Source organism: Deltaproteobacteria bacterium (assembly GCA_016223005.1).
Taxonomy (GTDB): Bacteria; Desulfobacterota; GWC2-55-46; order UBA9637; family GWC2-42-11; genus JACRPW01.
The window spans coordinates 1-17,443 of sequence record JACRPW010000025.1 but is presented as its reverse complement, the minus strand read 5'-3'; the positions used below and the strand labels follow the sequence as shown (position 1 = coordinate 17,443).

Here is a 17,443-nt window from a genome sequence, read left to right as displayed (position 1 = left end):
AGTCCAAAGATTAGAGTGCTAATCTAGAACCTGTTTCCTCTGGTTTTTTGAGTTTTTCATGGGCAATCATACGGCATTATGATATATGTAAGATGCGAGAAAGGCGAGAAAGGCGGGGAAAAATGAATAAAGCAGGTTCTAAACCACTTTGTATAGTCCTTGTCAGCGGTGGAATGGACAGTCTTGTTGCTGCTGCCATTGCAAGTCTTGAGAACGAACTTGCATTTCTGCATGTGAATTACGGACAGAAAACCGAGACACGAGAATTAAAGGCATTCAACGACATTGCGGATTTTTATAATGTGGAAAAACGGCTTATAGTTGATATTGCCTATCTCAAAAAAATCGGCGGGTCTGCACTGACAGATGAAACTATAAAGGTTGCCACTTCTCCACTTTCCACCCTCCACCCTCCACTCTCCACCCCCACCACCTATGTCCCTTTCAGAAATGCACATCTCATTTCTATTGCGGTATCATGGGCAGAGGTTATTAAAGCAAAAAGGATTTATATTGGCGCTGTGGAGGAGGATAGTTCAGGCTATCCTGACTGCAGAGAAATCTTTTACGAGGCATTTGAAAAGGCAATAGATGCCGGAACAAAACCTGAAACAAAAATAGAGATAATTACTCCGCTTATCCACATAAAAAAATCAGCAATAGTTAAAAAGGGCATTGAACTAAGGGCGCCATTCCATCTCACATGGTCATGCTATAAAAATGAGATAAAGGCATGTGGTGTGTGTGATTCATGCAGACTCAGGCTAAAAGGCTTTAGAGAGGCGGGTATTCAGGACATGATAGAGTATGAAATTTTCACGCAGGATTTAAGTTAAGTTTTTGAATCTCTAAATCCCCTGTATCCTCTATCATCCGCATATCCAGCAGAAACTTCCCCTTATAGACTCTGCCAAGGATGGGATGTGTGCTTTTCAGAAACATATCAAATATCTTTTCAGGGGATATATTCTTGTGGGTTATAGAAATGACCTTTGTGGGTATGGTTTCTTCAGGAAGGGAGCCGCTGCCTATCTGGGAACAACTATCTTCAATATTTATTTCAAAACCATTCATATGGTTTTTTAGAAGATTTGCAGCATCTTTTGCAGTCTTTTCTATATCTGAAACAGGACGGGTTAAAAACCTCAAGATTGGAAGTTTCTGCGGGAGGGTCTCAATATTGAGATATAATTTCAGTGTTGTCTCAAGCCCTGCAATTGTAAGTTTGTCAAGCCTCAGCGCCCTTTTTAATGGGTTATTTCTTAACCGTTTGATGAAATCTCTTTTGCCAACAATTATCCCTGCTTGAGGTCCTCCGAGGAGTTTATCGCCGCTGAATGTTACAACATCAGCGCCTGCTTCAATACTCTCCCTTACAACAGGCTCTTTTGGAAGACCGAACATGGAAATGTCAACAAGAGAACCGCTGCCTAAATCCTCTATAACAGGAAGACTGTGTTTTCTGCCGATACTTACAAGTTCTTTTAATGGAACAGAGGACGCAAAACCTATTATGCGGTAATTGCTTGTATGTGCCTTGAGAAGAAATGCAGTATTTGGGTTTATGGCATTTGTATAATCTTCATGATGCGTCCTGTTTGTTGTGCCTACCTCAACAAGATTACATCCACTCTTTTTAATAACATCAGGTATCCTGAATGAACCGCCTATCTCAACCAGTTCACCCCTTGAGATTACAACATCCCTGCCTTCTGCAAGGGTGTTCAGCGTAAGAAACACAGCAGCAACGTTATTATTTACTACGGTTGCTGCCTCTGCGCCTGTAAGATAACAAATAAGGCTTTCAATGTGGCTGTCCCTGTCACCCCTCTCACCCAGTTCAACATCAAATTCAAGATTTACAGGATTTGCTGCTGCTGTCCTGATTGCCTCTACAGCCTCATCACAAAGTATCGCCCTGCCGAGGTTTGTATGGAGGATTGTTCCTGATAAGTTTATGACCTTTTTCAAAGAAGGTTTTAGTTTCTGTTCAATCCTTTGTCTAACTAATGTTTCTATTTTTTGACTCCTGACTCCTGACTCCTGACTCCTGACTTTTATTTCCTTCCTCAACCCCTCCAGCACCTCTCTCACCACATCAGCAACAAACTGTCTTGAATAGACTTTAATGGCATCTTTTAATCCTTCACTTTGCAGCACTTTATCAATGGATGGGAGTTGTCTCATCAAAGGCTGAAGGGCAAAAAGCATACTTTTTGCGGCTGAAGGCTGAAGGCTTTCAACTTTTCGCTTTTTGCCTTTAGCCTCTTGCCTTTTGCCCTTTGCCATCTGCCTATCTTCTACCGACCCCTGCATAGATAAACCCTTTATCCATCAGTGCCTGCGGATTATAAACATTTCTTAAATCTATCAGAATAGGCGATTTTAAAAGCCCTTTTATCTTTCCCATATCAAGTTTTCTGAACTGGTTCCATTCTGTAAGTATTACAATGGCATCGCTTCCATCTGCCGCATCATAGGCATCTTTACAACAAATTATTTTATTACCAAAAAATTTTCTTGCCTCCTCCATTGCAGCAGGGTCATATGCCCTTATATTTACCCCCTCATTCAGGAGCCTCTTTACAATATCAATGGCTGGAGATTCGCGGATGTCATCTGTATTTGGCTTGAATGATAGTCCCAAAATACCAATGGTCTTGCCTTTTAAACACTGCAGCATATCTTTAATCTTCTCCACCATAATATCTCTTTGCCTCTCATTCACCCTTAATACAGCCTCAACTATTTCAAAGGTATATCCGTGCGTCTTCGCTATATTTGTTATTGCCATTGTATCCTTTGGAAAACATGAACCTCCGAATCCGGGACCGGGATGAAGGAATTTAGAACCTATCCTGTTGTCAAGCCCCATGCCCTTTGCGACCATATGCACATCCGCACCAACCCTTTCACAGATATTTGCCACCTCATTTATGAACGAAATCTTTGTGGCAAGAAATGCATTGGATGCATACTTTATAAGTTCAGCGGTTTCTATATCAGTTATTATAAACGGTGTCTCAAAGAGATATAAGGGTGAATACAGATCTTTTAGTATTGCAATAGCCTGCTGACTTCTTGCGCCAATTACAATCCTGTTAGGTCTCATGAAATCTTCTATTGCCGAACCCTCTCTTAAAAATTCAGGGTTTGAAACTACATCAAACTGATTTTCGCTGCCTAGTTTTTTTCTGACAATATCTTCAATTAACTTGCCTGTGCCAACAGGCACAGTAGATTTTGTAATAATGACCTTATAGCCGTTCATGTTATTTGCTATAGTTCTTGCCACTTCCTCAACATACTGTAAATCTGCAGAGCCGTCCTCTTTTGGCGGTGTTCCAACAGCAATAAATATAACAAGGGATTTTTTTATACCCTCTGCAAGGTCAGTAGAAAAAGACAGCCTTCCCTCCCTTGTATTTTTGGCAACAAGTTCTTCAAGGCCGGGTTCATATATAGGAACCTTGCCTATTTTAAGCATGTCTATCTTGCCCTTATCTTTATCAACGCATGTAACATTCACGCCAAACTCTGCAAAGCATGTGCCTGTAACAAGACCCACATATCCTGTCCCCACAACACAGATATTCATAAATACATACCCTCCAATGATTTATTTGGCATTATAAATATACAGCCCCAAAAATCAATGTCTATTTTTGGGCTGCAACTCCTTCTTAACCAGACCAATCTCATCTTCCCTTGTCTTAATCTCTCCATCCAGTTTCTTTCCCAGAAGTTTATCAAGGATCTCCGAATAGATATGCCCTTCTATCAAACCCATTTCTTTTAAATCATTGCCTGTAAGGATTGTCTTTAAATCCTTAAGATGTGTTATGTAGTTTGATATTATTTTTCTAACATCTTCTATTTTTGACCTTGTCATTATATAAAGTATGTTCTCCATTGGCAGAGGCTTTAAAATCCTGTAGACTTCGCTGCCTCTTATACCTTCCCGCCCTGCTGACACCTGCATTTGTAGATTATTTAATGCCATTACTGCGTCGTTTCTTGCATTGATAATTCTTAATCTATATTTGCCTTCTATATTAAGCCTCTTACACAAAGAGAGAAAATCATCGTTTTTTAACCTGTCTGTCAGGAGTAAAAATATTACTAGCCATTTTTCTATCTTTTCATCCAGATATAACAGTTTATACCATGATATAACATATTCCCCCCTTTCAAGAATCGCCTCTATATCTTTATCCATAACTATATTAGGATGAATAAATTTTAAAATATCCAGTTCCTTCATTCGTCTTATAGCAGATGTGTAGGTATCTTCTCCAATGATTGCTATTGTCTCCTCTAATATCCTTTTCCCGCTTACCCTCTGAAATACATCCAGTTTCACAACATTCTTTATAAGATTTTGAGTATGCCTGCTTATTTTAAAACCGAATCTCTGTTCAAACCTGATTGCCCTGAATACCCTTGTGGGGTCTTCAACAAAGCTTAAGTTATGCAATACCCTTACTGCCTTTTCCTTTATATCCCTTTGGGCGCCAAAAAAATCCTTTAGTTCACCAAAATTTTTCGGATTAAGGGCTATGGCTAATGTATTTATAGTAAAATCCCTCCTATACAGGTCAAGTTTTATGGATGAAAGTTCTACTGTTGGAAGGGCACCGGGCATTTCATAATATTCAAGCCTTGCTGTTGCAATATCAATCTTAAAACCATCAGGAAATACAACCACTGCTGTAGAGAATCTTTCATGGGTTCTGACCCTTAAGTTAAATCTCTTTGCAAATTCATTTGCGAACCGGATACCATCACCTTCTACAACTATGTCAATATCAAGGTTTTTATGCCGCATTATTAAATCACGGACAAAACCACCAACCGCATAGACATTGAAACCTATGTCTTCAGCAATATGACCTGCATCTTTTAAGATATTATAAATCCTTTCAGGCAGCACCTCGTGTATAAGTTTTGAAACAAACTTGCGTCTTCTCGTATACTCATCCGCAATTAAACACGGTTTTTCCATCACATCCTCGTGCATTGCCCTCAAAACATCTGTTCGGGTTATCACACCTATAAGTTGATTATCTTGGATAACAGGCAGAAGCCTCTGGCGATAACTAATTATTGCCTCCTGAACCTCTGAAACAGATGAGGTAAGTGCAGCAGTCTTAAAATCAGTTGTCATATATTCTGTTACAGGTAAATCTCTAAAACCGTGATATATTGCCTTTTCAATAACCTGACGAGTAATAATACCTATAAGTTTTTCACCTTTCATAACAGGTATGGCATTTATGCCGTATCGGACAAGTAAATCCCTTGCATCTTCCATATTTGATTCTGAAGATATTGTAATGGGTGGTAGAGACATCATATCCCTTGCCAGACGCTTCGGCACCACCTTTTCCTTTAATGCTGCTACCAATCTTTCCTTTGCCTCCACAATGGTTATATCCTTGAACGTAGATGATGCCGCGGTAGGATGCCCGCCGCCGCCAAGGAGTGCAGCCACCTCACCCACATTGACCTCTTTTATCCTGCTTCTGGCAACAAGATGCACCCTGTCTTCAAGCCTCACAAGTGCAAACAGACAATTGATATTTTCAATATCCTTCAGTCTGTGAACCAGAACAGCAATGTCCCCCACATATGTATCTGAAGATGCCTCTGCAATTACCACCTCAATACCGTTAATTACATATGTTACAGCAGACTGCAGGAGGTCATTCAGGAGGGACACCTGTTCTGCCGAGAGTTCTGTCTTAATCATATCTGAAACAATATTTAAGTTTGCGCCTTTTGACAGGAGGAATGCAGCCGCCTCATAGTCCTTTTCAGTAGTTGATATAAATGTAAGGGAGCCTGTATCTTCATATATGCCAAGCATCATAATCGTTGCCTCATCAGGTGTTAATGGAATATCTTTTTCTTTTATAATATGGACAAGTATTGTAGTGGTTGAGCCATAAGGCATTGTAAATTCTTTTAAGCCGTGTATGTCATCAGGCGATTTTGGATGGTGGTCGTAGATGTGGATAACTATACCGGGTTTTTCAACAATCTCTGCAAATCTGCCTATTCCCTTCTTATGTCTCATATCAACTATTATAAGCTCTTTAATCTTATCTATATCAATATCTTTTGCCTTTACATATTCAAATATTCTGGAGATAGGTTTTTCAAAAAAATCCCTCAAATTTTTTTCAAGGCAGCCGGGGAATGCAAGGACTGCTTCAGGATAGAGTTTCCTTGCAGCAAGCATTGAAGCAAGGGTATCAAAATCTGCATTTATGTGAGATGTGATGACCTGCATGATATGTTTTTAAAATATTCAACGGTTTCTTTTAAACCTTCATTAAGAGGCACCTGCGGTTTCCAGCCAAGCACCTTTTCTGCCCTTGCTGCATCTATAACACTCCTTCTCTGCTCTCCATCCTTTGCTGGGACATGAACCTCTTTACAATGGACCCCTGCAAACCTTGCCAGTTCATTAAAAATATAATTTACATCTGCTTCTATGCCTGTCCCGATATTAAATACATCGCTGCCGCTAAATGAGAGCGCCTTTATATTCGCATCCGCAGCATCTTTAACAAACACAAAGTCCCTTGTCTGTTTGCCGTCTCCATTGATTATCGGCTGCTCACCTTTAAGCATCTTCTGGATGAATATTGCAACAACCCCAGCCTCTCCGTGAGGGTCCTGTCTTGGACCATAAATATTTGCATATCTTAATATGCAGTAATCTATGCCGAAGTTAGCCTTATAATAATACAGATATTTTTCTCCTGCGAGTTTTGAAACACCATAAGGGGAAAGTGGCATTGTTGGATGTTTCTCATCTGCAGGGAATCTTTCCTGTTCACCATATACAGCGCCGCCTGTAGAGGCAAATATAACCTTTTTAACTCCGCATCTCTTTGAGTTCTCCAAAAGGTTTAACATGCCGATTATATTTGTCCTTGCATCAAATACAGGGTCTTCTACTGATTTTCTCACATCCATCTGTGCTGCATGGTGATTAACTACATCAGGCTTAAATTCTTTAAAAATATTTTCTATAGCCTCATCACATATACTGATTTTATGAAATGTTGCGTCTGAATTTATATTTTTCTCCTTACCTGTTGAAAGGTCATCTATGACAAGAACATCATGCCCGTCCCTAACATATTCATCCACTATATTAGAGCCTATAAAACCTGCGCCGCCTGTAACAAGGATTCTCATCTTGTAAATCTCCTTTTAAAATCTTCCGTTGTTAGTTTCAGACCCTTGTCCACATTAACTTTAGGCTGCCATCCCAGTCTTTCCTTTGCAATGGTTATATCCGGCTGCCTCTGTAAAGGGTCATCCTGCGGCAGCGGTTTAAAGACTATTTTTGACCTGCTCTTTGTAATTTTTCTTATCTTCTCAGCCAGAGCAATGATTTTATATTCCTCAGGGTTGCCCATATTTACCGGACCTGTAAAACCATCCTGATTCATCATCTTAATTATGCCGTCAACCAAATCAGATACAAAGCAGAATGAACGGGTTTGGGTGCCGTTACCGTATATTGTTATATCATCTCCTCTTAATGCCTGAAGTGTAAAGTTTGACACCACACGGCCGTCATTAAAAGCCATGCGGGGCCCGTATGTATTAAATATCCTGACGAGTCGTATATCAACTTTGTTCTGCCTGTGATAGTCCATCATAAGGGTCTCAGCAACCCTTTTTCCCTCATCGTAACAGTTACCGCAAAAGAGAGCCTTACCATTACGTCTGACAAATATAATATGATTAGGCACATTTACACAATAAACATAACCATCATACTCTTTTATTGTTCTGGCAGGATAAAAGGGCATTCTGTATTTCGTATTAAAACGATTTAAAATGTGTATTTGATAAAGCCAATTTTTTTTTCTTTTATCATGGCATGCAATATTACCTGCGTATCCTATCTTAAATAAAATTTCCTGAAAATCACTAACTAGTCTATAGGAATTACTATAGTAAATTTGTCCGTTTTTACTGCCGTCCCCAAGCATCATTGATTCGAATAAAATCTTTAATTGCCTTCTTGATACATTTAAAAATTCTCTCGGAATAAACTTCTCATGCGATTTTCCGATTTGTTTTAGATAATTTGCTAATTGTTTATTAGTTATGCAAAACTGGTGGTCATAACTTTCCACGAAATTAAAGGGTAATCTCTTCAAACATCTTTTAATTTTATTCCAATATTCTTCATTGCTTTTAGATTGAGCAATTAAAACACGATAATCATAGTTAATATATTCTTTGCCATTTATAAATCTCTTTCTTTTTCTTGGAGAAACACAACCTTCAGTAATAAAATAACCAAAAAATTCCAGCCAATCATCCATCTTTATCTTTTCAACAAAGGGCGCTTTGCTATTTTTTCTGTCTGTATCTTTAGGAAAATAAAACCATTCTACATCATTAGAATCATAATCAGTCACTTTAAGCATTCTGGCTCTTTCCCAATTTATAGATTGAAATGCTTCAAGCAGCTGAAATTCTGATTTGCCGGAATCGCCTCTCTTTTTAGCATACATCTTGTGATTAGGAGTAACAAGGATATCGCAATGAAAATTCTTAAACTCTATTAGTTGTCCTGCATATCTCTGCTTTATTATTTCAATAGGCTTATGATATTCCAGTTTGTGTGTTTTGGTTAATGTTGCAATTTTGTCTGCTGTGGTTAAATCCTTAAATAATTTCCAACCGTCATAAGTTAATACTTCTGTATCCTCTGAAAAACAAGAACGTATTCCAATGCAGTTCACATTCCCCCAGTAGTCCTCTTTTTGGGGATGAACCTTTGGGTCGCCATAAACCTCTGATGTGGATGCCTGCAGAATCCTTGCCCTTACCCTCTTTGCAAGTCCGAGCATATTTATTATCCCCATAACGCTTGTCTTTACAGTCTTTACAGGGTTGTATTGATAATGGATTGGCGATGCAGGGCATGCAAGGTTATAAATCTGGTCAACCTCTAATAATATCGGCTGGATTATATCATGCCTTATGAGTTCAAACCTGTGATTATTCATCAGATGGGCAATATTCTCTTTTGAGCCTGTAAAGAAATTATCAAGGCATATTACATCATGCCCATCATGCAAAAGCCTTTCACATAGATGAGAGCCTATAAATCCTGCGCCGCCTGTAACAAGAATTTTCATAGATTTGCCTCCGCAAATACCTTTTGTCTTATAATCTATTTTTTTATCATGGTCAAGCAATTACAAAGTCTTGCAAACTCTTCTATTGACAGGGTTTCGCCCCGTCTTCCGGGGTCTATGCGCGTTGCACCCAATGCCTCTACGATGACATCGTGAGGAACAGCAAGCCCTTTAAGGGCATTTGACAAGGTCTTTCTCCTCTGATTGAATGCCGCATTAACAAGGCTTTTGAACAAAATAGTATCATCTATTTTAGCCCTCGGCTCATCCAATACATCAAGCATCAAAACACTAGAGTAAACCTTCGGATTTGGATAAAACGCAGAGGGAGGGATTCTGAACTCAACCTTTGTACCCATAAACATCTGGACAAAGACGGACAACACACCATAATCCTTGCATGAGGGTTTTGCAGCAATCCTCTCTGCAACCTCTTTTTGGAGCATCAAGACAAGACTTGAAAATGCTTGCCTTTCATCCAGAAATTTAAAGAGGATGGGAGTTGATATATTGTAGGGAAGGTTTGAAACAACCTTTAGTTTTTTCCCAAATCTTGCTGCCATGTCTTTGTATGAGATTTTAAGGGCATCATCATTCAATATCTTAATATTTTTTTTACAAGAAAATCTTTCAGAAAGGATTGAAAAAAGGGTTCTATCAATTTCAACAGCAATAATCTTTGCGCCTGTCTCTACTAAAAGGTCTGTAAGGGCGCCGATACCCGAACCTATCTCTAACACCACATCATCAGACTTTATATCTGCCAGACGGACAATCTTATTTGCAATATTTTTGTCTGTAAGAAAGTTCTGACCAAACCTTTTTCGGGGTGAGATGCCGTAGGATTTATAGAGGTCTTTGAATTTCACCTTACACCCTTCGCCTTTAGTCTGTAGGGCTCTGCCCACCGTTTTTATCCGCATTTTTGGTGGCGCAGCCCTTCCTACTAAAAACTTGCATATGCATTCATTGAAAGGTCTCCGCTCATGCCCTTTTTTAATTTGTAATACGCTGCCGCTGCTATAGTAGCGCCGTTGTCAGTGCATAATCTTGGAGGAGGAATAAAGAGGTTTATATTTTCCGCCTTTGCTGCCTCTGATAGTTTTTGCCTTAACCTTGAATTACATGCAACACCGCCTGATATAACAAGGTTGGTTATATCTTTATGCTTGCATGCACGGATTGATTTCTCAACAAGCACATCAACTACCGCCTCCTGAAATGAAGCAGCCAAATCTTGGATGTTGGATGTGGTTTTTGTATTTCCCACCCCCTTTTTTAGATAGTTCAATACCGCTGTCTTTATTCCGCTGAAACTGAAATCAAAGGTATCTGGCATATACGGTCTTGTAAATTCTATTGCCTTAGGATTGCCTTCTTTTGCAAGTCTATCAATTACACCGCCGCCAGGATACCCAAGCCCCAGCAGTTTTGCAACCTTGTCAAATGCCTCTCCTGCGGCATCATCCCTTGTCTGACCTATAATAGAATAATCTCCAAAATCCTTAAATTTTAAAAGCGTGGTATGTCCGCCTGAAACAACAAGGGCGATAAAAGGAAAGTCTGGAGTTCGGAGTTTAGAGTTTAGAGTTTTAGAATTTTCATTTCTGACTTCTGACTTCTGACTTCTGACTTCTTCCAGAAACACTGCCATTGGATGCGATTCAATATGATTAACACCAACAAAAGGTATATCCATTGTATAGCCAACTGCCTTTGCAAATGAAAGTCCTACAAGGATAGAGCCTACAAGACCTGGTCCCTGTGTAACACCTATGCCTTCAATATCATGCAGTGATACACCTGCCTGCAAGAGCGCCTCATTAGTAACAGGGATAACTGTCTCAATATGCCTGCGGGACGCAAGTTCAGGCACAATGCCGCCGTATTTTTTATGAATGTCGTCCTGAGAAGAAACAACACTGGAAAGTATTTTCCTGCCATTTTCAACAACTGAAGCAGCCATGTCATCACATGAAGATTCTATACCGAGGATTAACATAAGTTTAAGAGTTGAAGAGTTATGGAGTTTAAGGGTTAGGAAATAATGGGGACAGAAATAATGGGAAATAATGGGGACAGATTTATTTACCATTTTTCAACGAACTCTCTGCCTCTTATCTTACTATCTCACCTATTGCCCTTAAAAACCCCTCTATCTCTTTTTCAGTATTAAAATACCCCGGGCTTACCCTTACAGCCCCTGATGGGTATGTGCCTAAAGTTTTATGTGCATCGTATGCACAGTGAGTTCCGCACCTTGTCATTATGCCAAACTCATTATCCAGTATGCAGCCGACATCTAAAGGATCTTTGCCGTCTATATTAAACGAAACAAGGGATACCCTTTTATCTGCATCAAGCGTCCCTATAATGCTTATACCTTTTAAATCCTGCAGCCCTTGAATAATCTGTTTTACAATGCCTTCTTCATATTTTCTTATACAAGCAACACCCTCTTTTAAAATAAATTCAATGCCTGCGCCAAGCCCCCCTATGCCCGGTGTATTCATTGTTCCTGCCTCAAGTCTATCTGGTATCTCGCTTATGTCCTCTGCCTCGCCAAGTCCGCCATCCACAAGAGGAAGCGGCTCTATCCCTTCCTTTATATATAAAAAACCTGTGCCTTGGGGACCAAATAAAGCCTTATGACCTGTTGCAATAAGGATGTCTATATTCATTGCCGGGGCATCAATATCTATTATCCCTGCTGTTTGTGCTGCATCTATCATAAACAACACACCCTTATTTTTACAAATAGCACCGATCTCTGCAATCGGAAGTATTGCGCCGAATACATTAGAGGCATGAGTGACAGATACGAGTCTTGTATCCTTTGTAATCGCCTTTTCAATGTCAGTCGGTTTTACAAATCCGTTATTTGATGCACAAACCTTTGAAACATTTATACCTTGTCCCTCAAGTCTTCTTAAGGTCTTTGATACAGCATTATGCTCAATATTTGTTGTAACAACATTGTCATTTGGCTTTAACAGCCCTTTAAATGCAAGGTTTATTGCCTCTGTAGCATTTCTTGTAAACACAATGCGTGATGAATCTTTTATATTGAATAGTCTTGCTGCAGACTCCCGCGTTTCAAATATGATCCGGCTGGCGCCAATCGCCATGCGGTGACTGCCTCTGCCAGGGTTTCCCCCGATATTCCGCAAGATATAGTCTACCCTTTGATAAACAGATTCGGGTTTTGGAAATGATGTGGCTGAATTGTCAAGGTATATCATAATTCACATCTGTCCAAAATAAAGTTTTTAAACCCCAAAAAATCAATGTCTGTTTTTGGGTTAAAAGGAAGCCTCAACAGATAAAATGTAATTGAGTAAAAACAAAGAACCCAAAAGGAGGCTTCCCATGGGCAATAAGTTTAGCAGTATTTTTAGTCAGATTCTATAGATATTTTCAAGGGTAATTTTGGGTATTTGGGTATTTATTTGGGTATTTACCGCCTTGAATTTCTGAATATTCTATGAGATAATATTTTTGATTACCTTTTCAATGCGCTTTAGCCGTTAGAACTAACGGCTAAATGGTTTATTCCTGCACTATGAGGTTACTATGTCTTTTAAGATAAGGACAAGGCTTCTTTTTGGCTATCTTTTGGGTATTATCATCATGGTCTTTGTCGGCGCTATAGCCGTATATGACAGGTTAATCCTCTCCTCAAGTGTTAATAATATAGAGAGGGTGTTTGAAGAGATAGATGCCTTACATGACATGGTCACATCCACACAGAACCTCCTTATGCCTGCCAATGACTACATCATTTCTGGAGACAAGAAAGAAAAAGAAAGGTTCATAGAGAGTGATAGAAAGGTACAAAGAACTATTAAAGAGATAGAAAATGTTAAAGTTTTTGATAAAAATAGGCAGCCGCTTGTTGCAGGGAGTCTTTTAATTTATCAAGATATAAATAAGAACTACAACCTCTTAAAAGAAAAGGCAGAGGAGATATTTTCTATTCCTAACCCTATTGGCAATCCTGAAGCCGCGAGGCTTATGTATGAGATGGACAAGTTAGGGGAAGATATTATTGATTTTTTGACAGATATAGACAGGAGAAAGTTAAATGATGTTATAGGAACTACCAGATATTCTGTAGAGAAGGTAGATATTACTATGATAATTGGGACTGTCTTGGTTTTGACCTTCGCCCTTTTCTACATCTTCTACCTCAACAGGACTATCACAAAGCCAATCATGTCCCTTGCCGAAGGTGTTCATCAGGTGGAAGCAGGGAGATGGACAAGGGTAAATGTGGGTGACGGAGCTGAGATAAGTTTTCTGGCAAATGAGTTCAATAGTATGATAGATAGGCTTGAGGATGCCTATGCTAGGGTGGGGGAGGCAAACCTTGAACTTACCAAGCGGATTAAAGAGATTCAAAGGCTTCAAAATATTGCAGAGGAATACCATAACAAGCAAATGGAGCAGGCAGAAAAACTTGCGGCAGTAGGTGAATTGGCAACCTGTGTGGCACACGAAATCAAAAATCCGCTTGCAGGCATAAGTTTTGCCATTGAGTCATTAAGGGATGATTATAATGGGGAAGATACAGATACCAGAAGAGAGGTCTTTGAAGACATATTAGAGCAGATACATAGACTGGACAAGACGGTTAGGGACCTTTTGGATTTTGCAAAGCCTGACCAGATACCCCATGATTTAAGTGAGTTAGTGGATATTAACATGGTGTTGATAAAGACTGTTGACTTCATAAATCCAAAGGCAATGTCAGGAAATGTGGAAGTTTCAAGGGAATTAGAGGATAATCTGCCAAAGATATTTGTGGATGAGAAAAAGATTCAGGAGGTTTTCATTAATCTGGCTTTAAATGCCATACAGGCTATGAATGAGAATGGAAAACTTCACATCTCTACCCATTTTAATACAGAAACAAATCCACCTTTAGTAGAGATAAGATTTAAAGATACAGGCAATGGTATCCTGCCCGAGAATATGAGTAAGATATTTCTCCCTTTTTTTACTACTCACCATACAGGCACAGGTTTAGGTTTATATATAAGTAAAATGATTGTAGAATCCCATGGCGGGAAGATAGAGGCTGCAAGCGAATATGGTAAAGGCAGTGTCTTTACCATAAGACTGCCGGTAAAGGGCATGGGGGGCAAAGGGGCGCCAATTTGACAAACAAGATATTAATTGTAGATGATGAAAGGGTTATTCGTCTTTATCTTCAGAAAAATCTCGCATCAAGGGGTTTTGATATCCTAACCTGTGAGACAGGTGAAGAGGCTGTTGATGTATATGCCAGAGAAACTCCAGACGCAGTGCTTTTAGACCTTAAACTTGCAGGTATGAGCGGCATAGAGGTCTTAAAAAAGATAAGGCTGGTTGACGAAAACGCCATGATTATTATAATTACTGCTCATGGAATGGTTACTACAGCGGTTCAGGCTATGAAACTTGGGGCGTATGACTTCATAGAAAAACCTTTTGGCATAGAACAGATAACACTCATCCTTAAAAACGTCCTTGAATCAAGCAAACTAAAGAGAGAGGTGCAAAGGATTAAGCGGGAGCAGAAGGAAAGGTATGGTTTTGATAATATAATTGGAACATCCAAGGTAATGCAAGACCTTTTTAAGATGATGGAAAAATTATGCCAGAGCGATACCTCTTGTGTCCTTTTTCAAGGGGAGAGCGGAACAGGAAAGGATATGTTTGCCAAGTTATTGCATTACCAGAGTATAAGAGGGGACAAGCCTTTTATAGAAATCAACTGCACTGCTATCCCAGAGATACTGATGGAAAATGAACTCTTTGGCCATGAAAGGAGCGCCTTTACAGATGCCAAGGCAATGAAAAAGGGTTTGTTTGAACTGGCTGACGGAGGCTCAATCTTTCTGGACGAGATAGGAGATATGCCCATCTCTGCGCAATCTAAACTCCTCAAGGTAATAGATACACAAACCTTTAAAAGATTGGGTGGGACAAAAGATATATCTGTAGATGTCAGGATTATAGCCGCTACCAACAAAGACCTTGCAAGGCTGGTTAAAGATGGTAAATTCCGGGAGGACCTATACTATCGTCTTATGGTCATACCTGTTTCACTTTGCCCTCTAAGGGAAAGGAGAGAGGATATTATCCCTTTATCTAAATATTTTATAGACGCATTTAACAGGAAGTTGAGAGGAAAGATACAAAGGATAACTCCGGAAGCCGCAGAACTTCTCATAAATTATCCATGGCCTGGCAATGTCAGGGAATTAAAGAATGTTATAGAGAGGATAAGCATATTAGAGACAGGGGATACCCTTCTTCCAGAGCATCTGCCCATTGAGATGAACGGCAGTCCTGTGTCTTTTAATACACCCAGTTCCCTTAACATCCCTCTTTCTCAAGATGGTGTGTCTTTAGAAAAAATAGAAGAGGGTCTTATAAGACAGGCATTAAACCTTGCACATGGAAACCAGAGCAAGGCAGCAGCCCTTCTTTCAATGAGCAGGGACACACTTCGCTACAGGATAAAGAAGTTTGGGATAAGAACTTAAATTCCCCTTCAAATTGGTCATATCACCCACTCTTTATGGGTCATATCACCCATAAGTAAATTATTTACTCTTTAAGAAACACCCCTCGTATCTTGCCTTACAATATAGAAATTAAAAATTATCTTTTAAAACCAAAAAGTTACCTGATATGGCAATTTCTCACCCCGTTTCTCAAATATCTGGCATGTTTCATGCTACTGCTACTGTATAATGAAAAAAATCTTACAATCCCTTTTCAGTAAAAAGGAGTGGTTTAATGGATAAGTATCTGCGGCAAATATTTTTTGTTTTTGTCTTCATGGCGATTATCTCATGTTCATCAGGGGCAAAGTCCTTCTATGAGCAAAGTGTCGGCGGTGTAGTGGTAAACATGGGTGTAACCTTTATTGATAATCCCTTAGTCTTCTCTGGCGCAGAGACTAAAGAAGATAAGGGTAATAATACCCATCAGTTGCTCTTTGTCTTTCATGACAAAAAGACAGGAAAACCATTTAGCCCTAATGGTGTGTCTGTAAAGTTATATTCACCTTCAAAAAAGGTGCTGACAGATAAGGAAATAAAACCTGGACAGATTTTAAATCTGTCCCCAAATCGCCCCAGGATTTGAAAGGGAGGCACTGAATGTCTGAAAAAGTAAAAGAGTCTTCATACGGTTTGCAGCATCCACGGTCTATAGGTGTGCCGGGGAAAAAGCGATATGTTATGGTAGTGGATTTACAGAGGTGCATTGGGTGTATGTCCTGCACTGTGGCATGCAAGGTAGAGCATGATGTGCCTCTGGGTGTCTGGAGGACATGGGTCAAGGTTGTTGACAAGGGGACATACCCGCATGTGCACAGGCAGTTCATCCCCAGATTATGCAATCACTGTGATTATCCAATCTGTGTCAGGGCATGCCCTGTTCAGGCAACCTATAAACACGAGAGCGGTTTTGTCCTTCAGAGATATAACAGGTGTATAGGGTGCAGGTCATGTATGATTGCCTGTCCTTATAATGCTAGGCACCTTCTGCCGGAGGCAAGAACAAATCCGCATGACCCATTTTTTGTTGCAGATAAGTGTGACTTCTGTGTCTTCAGGGTAACCCGTGGTTTGGCGCCTGTTTGTGTATCTACCTGTGAGGGCGGGGCAATGACCTTTGGAGACATAAACGACCCTGATAGCGAGGTAAATAGGCTTGTTTCCACATATCCTACCACAGTTTTAAGGCACGAGATAGGCACATATCCTCAGGTCTATTACATCGGTTTAGAGGATATGGATGTTGAAGAAAGTTACGAGCCCGAACACAGAAACGCACAGATAAAAGAGGAGTTTGATACATTCAAATTAAACCATAAAGGCGGCCAGCACGGGGATCTGTTTGAAAATGACCCGGGATTTTGGGGTATGTGGAGGCAGATAGCGAGAAACCAGTGGAACTTTGCAAAGGAGATACCTGAAAAGATATCCCTCTTGTTTGGAAAGAGCGGGAAGGGACACTAAGTTAAGGAGATAAAAAATGGAAAAAGAGATTGTATGGAATGCCTTTCACCATGTTAACTGGGGGGTGCCGATAACAAGTTATTTCTGGCTTGTGGGTGCTAGCGCAGGTTCATTTGTCATATCATGTCTGGGATGGGTATTTGGCATCAAAAGATATAAACCGATAGCCATATATGCATCTGTAACCGCTATTGCCCTCCTCATGATAGTCCCTGTTGTGCTTATATGGGACCTTGGAAAGCCGCT

The 17,443-nt window shown here is 39.9% G+C and carries 14 protein-coding genes; 6 read left to right on the top strand and 8 right to left on the bottom strand.

Features of this window, described 5'->3' with window-relative positions:
* The first annotated feature begins 122 nt into the window (after positions 1-122).
* A complete protein-coding gene (queC, locus tag HZC45_02875) occupies positions 123-836 on the top strand; it encodes a 7-cyano-7-deazaguanine synthase QueC (GenBank protein ID MBI5682102.1) in 714 nt (237 codons plus the stop codon).
* On the opposite strand, the gene selA is transcribed toward queC, so the two are convergent.
* The 8 genes from selA to HZC45_02835 form a co-directional block, all read right to left on the bottom strand.
* Entirely contained in the window at positions 817-2,211 is a 1,395-nt protein-coding gene (gene selA, locus HZC45_02870) for an L-seryl-tRNA(Sec) selenium transferase (GenBank protein ID MBI5682101.1), read from the bottom strand. The two genes, queC and selA, sit on opposite strands and share 20 nt — an antisense overlap.
* Positions 2,212-2,293: 82 nt before the next feature.
* Complete coding sequence (locus HZC45_02865; protein MBI5682100.1) at positions 2,294-3,598, bottom strand: UDP-glucose/GDP-mannose dehydrogenase family protein; 1,305 nt, start codon at positions 3,596-3,598, stop codon at positions 2,294-2,296.
* Between the two features lie 54 nt (positions 3,599-3,652).
* Positions 3,653-6,295, bottom strand: a complete 2,643-nt coding sequence (locus HZC45_02860; GenBank protein ID MBI5682099.1) for a CBS domain-containing protein — start codon at positions 6,293-6,295, stop codon at positions 3,653-3,655.
* Positions 6,271-7,212, bottom strand: a complete 942-nt coding sequence (locus HZC45_02855) for an NAD-dependent epimerase/dehydratase family protein (GenBank protein ID MBI5682098.1) — start codon at positions 7,210-7,212, stop codon at positions 6,271-6,273. Before HZC45_02855 ends, HZC45_02860 begins: the two co-directional genes overlap by 25 nt.
* Positions 7,209-9,179, bottom strand: a complete 1,971-nt coding sequence (locus HZC45_02850; protein MBI5682097.1) for a GDP-mannose 4,6-dehydratase — start codon at positions 9,177-9,179, stop codon at positions 7,209-7,211. The genes HZC45_02855 and HZC45_02850 overlap by 4 nt, the downstream gene beginning before the upstream one ends.
* 35 nt (positions 9,180-9,214) lie before the next feature.
* Positions 9,215-10,087, bottom strand: coding sequence for a 16S rRNA (adenine(1518)-N(6)/adenine(1519)-N(6))-dimethyltransferase RsmA (gene rsmA, locus HZC45_02845; protein ID MBI5682096.1), 873 nt, complete (start codon positions 10,085-10,087; stop codon positions 9,215-9,217).
* 38 nt (positions 10,088-10,125) lie between these two features.
* Positions 10,126-11,181 (bottom strand): tRNA (adenosine(37)-N6)-threonylcarbamoyltransferase complex transferase subunit TsaD, encoded by a 1,056-nt coding sequence (gene tsaD, locus HZC45_02840; protein ID MBI5682095.1) that lies wholly within the window; start codon positions 11,179-11,181, stop codon positions 10,126-10,128.
* Positions 11,182-11,296: 115 nt separating this feature from the next.
* On the bottom strand, positions 11,297-12,421 hold the full coding sequence (locus tag HZC45_02835) for an aminotransferase class V-fold PLP-dependent enzyme (protein MBI5682094.1): 1,125 nt from the start codon (positions 12,419-12,421) through the stop codon (positions 11,297-11,299).
* Between the two features lie 331 nt (positions 12,422-12,752).
* Between HZC45_02835 and HZC45_02830 the strand changes: the two genes are divergently transcribed.
* The 5 genes from HZC45_02830 to nrfD form a co-directional block, all read left to right on the top strand.
* Positions 12,753-14,342 carry a HAMP domain-containing protein gene (locus tag HZC45_02830; GenBank protein ID MBI5682093.1) on the top strand — a complete coding sequence of 530 codons (1,590 nt, stop codon included), beginning with the start codon at positions 12,753-12,755 and terminating at the stop codon, positions 14,340-14,342.
* Positions 14,339-15,712 (top strand): sigma-54-dependent Fis family transcriptional regulator, encoded by a 1,374-nt coding sequence (locus HZC45_02825; GenBank protein ID MBI5682092.1) that lies wholly within the window; start codon positions 14,339-14,341, stop codon positions 15,710-15,712. The genes HZC45_02830 and HZC45_02825 overlap by 4 nt, the downstream gene beginning before the upstream one ends.
* A 256-nt stretch (positions 15,713-15,968) precedes the next feature.
* A complete protein-coding gene (locus HZC45_02820; GenBank protein ID MBI5682091.1) occupies positions 15,969-16,319 on the top strand; it encodes a hypothetical protein in 351 nt (116 codons plus the stop codon).
* Between the two features lie 14 nt (positions 16,320-16,333).
* On the top strand, positions 16,334-17,197 hold the full coding sequence (locus HZC45_02815) for a 4Fe-4S dicluster domain-containing protein (GenBank protein ID MBI5682090.1): 864 nt from the start codon (positions 16,334-16,336) through the stop codon (positions 17,195-17,197).
* A 16-nt stretch (positions 17,198-17,213) separates the two neighbouring features.
* On the top strand, positions 17,214-17,443 hold a 230-nt coding region (nrfD, locus tag HZC45_02810), incomplete at its 3' end, for a polysulfide reductase NrfD (GenBank protein MBI5682089.1).

Excerpts from the sequence above, each read along its gene's own strand:
- HZC45_02830 (MBI5682093.1), top strand. The coding sequence starts at position 12,753 with ATGTCTTTTAAGATAAGGACAAGGCTTCTTTTTGGCTATCTTTTGGGT.
- HZC45_02850 (MBI5682097.1), bottom strand. The coding sequence starts at position 9,179 with ATGAAAATTCTTGTTACAGGCGGCGCAGGATTTATAGGCTCTCATCTA.
- tsaD (MBI5682095.1), bottom strand. The coding sequence starts at position 11,181 with ATGTTAATCCTCGGTATAGAATCTTCATGTGATGACATGGCTGCTTCA.
- HZC45_02835 (MBI5682094.1), bottom strand. The coding sequence starts at position 12,421 with ATGATATACCTTGACAATTCAGCCACATCATTTCCAAAACCCGAATCT.
- HZC45_02865 (MBI5682100.1), bottom strand. The coding sequence starts at position 3,598 with ATGAATATCTGTGTTGTGGGGACAGGATATGTGGGTCTTGTTACAGGC.
- selA (MBI5682101.1), bottom strand. The coding sequence starts at position 2,211 with ATGCTTTTTGCCCTTCAGCCTTTGATGAGACAACTCCCATCCATTGAT.
- HZC45_02820 (MBI5682091.1), top strand. The coding sequence starts at position 15,969 with ATGGATAAGTATCTGCGGCAAATATTTTTTGTTTTTGTCTTCATGGCG.
- queC (MBI5682102.1), top strand. The coding sequence starts at position 123 with ATGAATAAAGCAGGTTCTAAACCACTTTGTATAGTCCTTGTCAGCGGT.
- HZC45_02860 (MBI5682099.1), bottom strand. The coding sequence starts at position 6,295 with ATGCAGGTCATCACATCTCACATAAATGCAGATTTTGATACCCTTGCT.
- HZC45_02855 (MBI5682098.1), bottom strand. The coding sequence starts at position 7,212 with ATGAGAATCCTTGTTACAGGCGGCGCAGGTTTTATAGGCTCTAATATA.
- HZC45_02815 (MBI5682090.1), top strand. The coding sequence starts at position 16,334 with ATGTCTGAAAAAGTAAAAGAGTCTTCATACGGTTTGCAGCATCCACGG.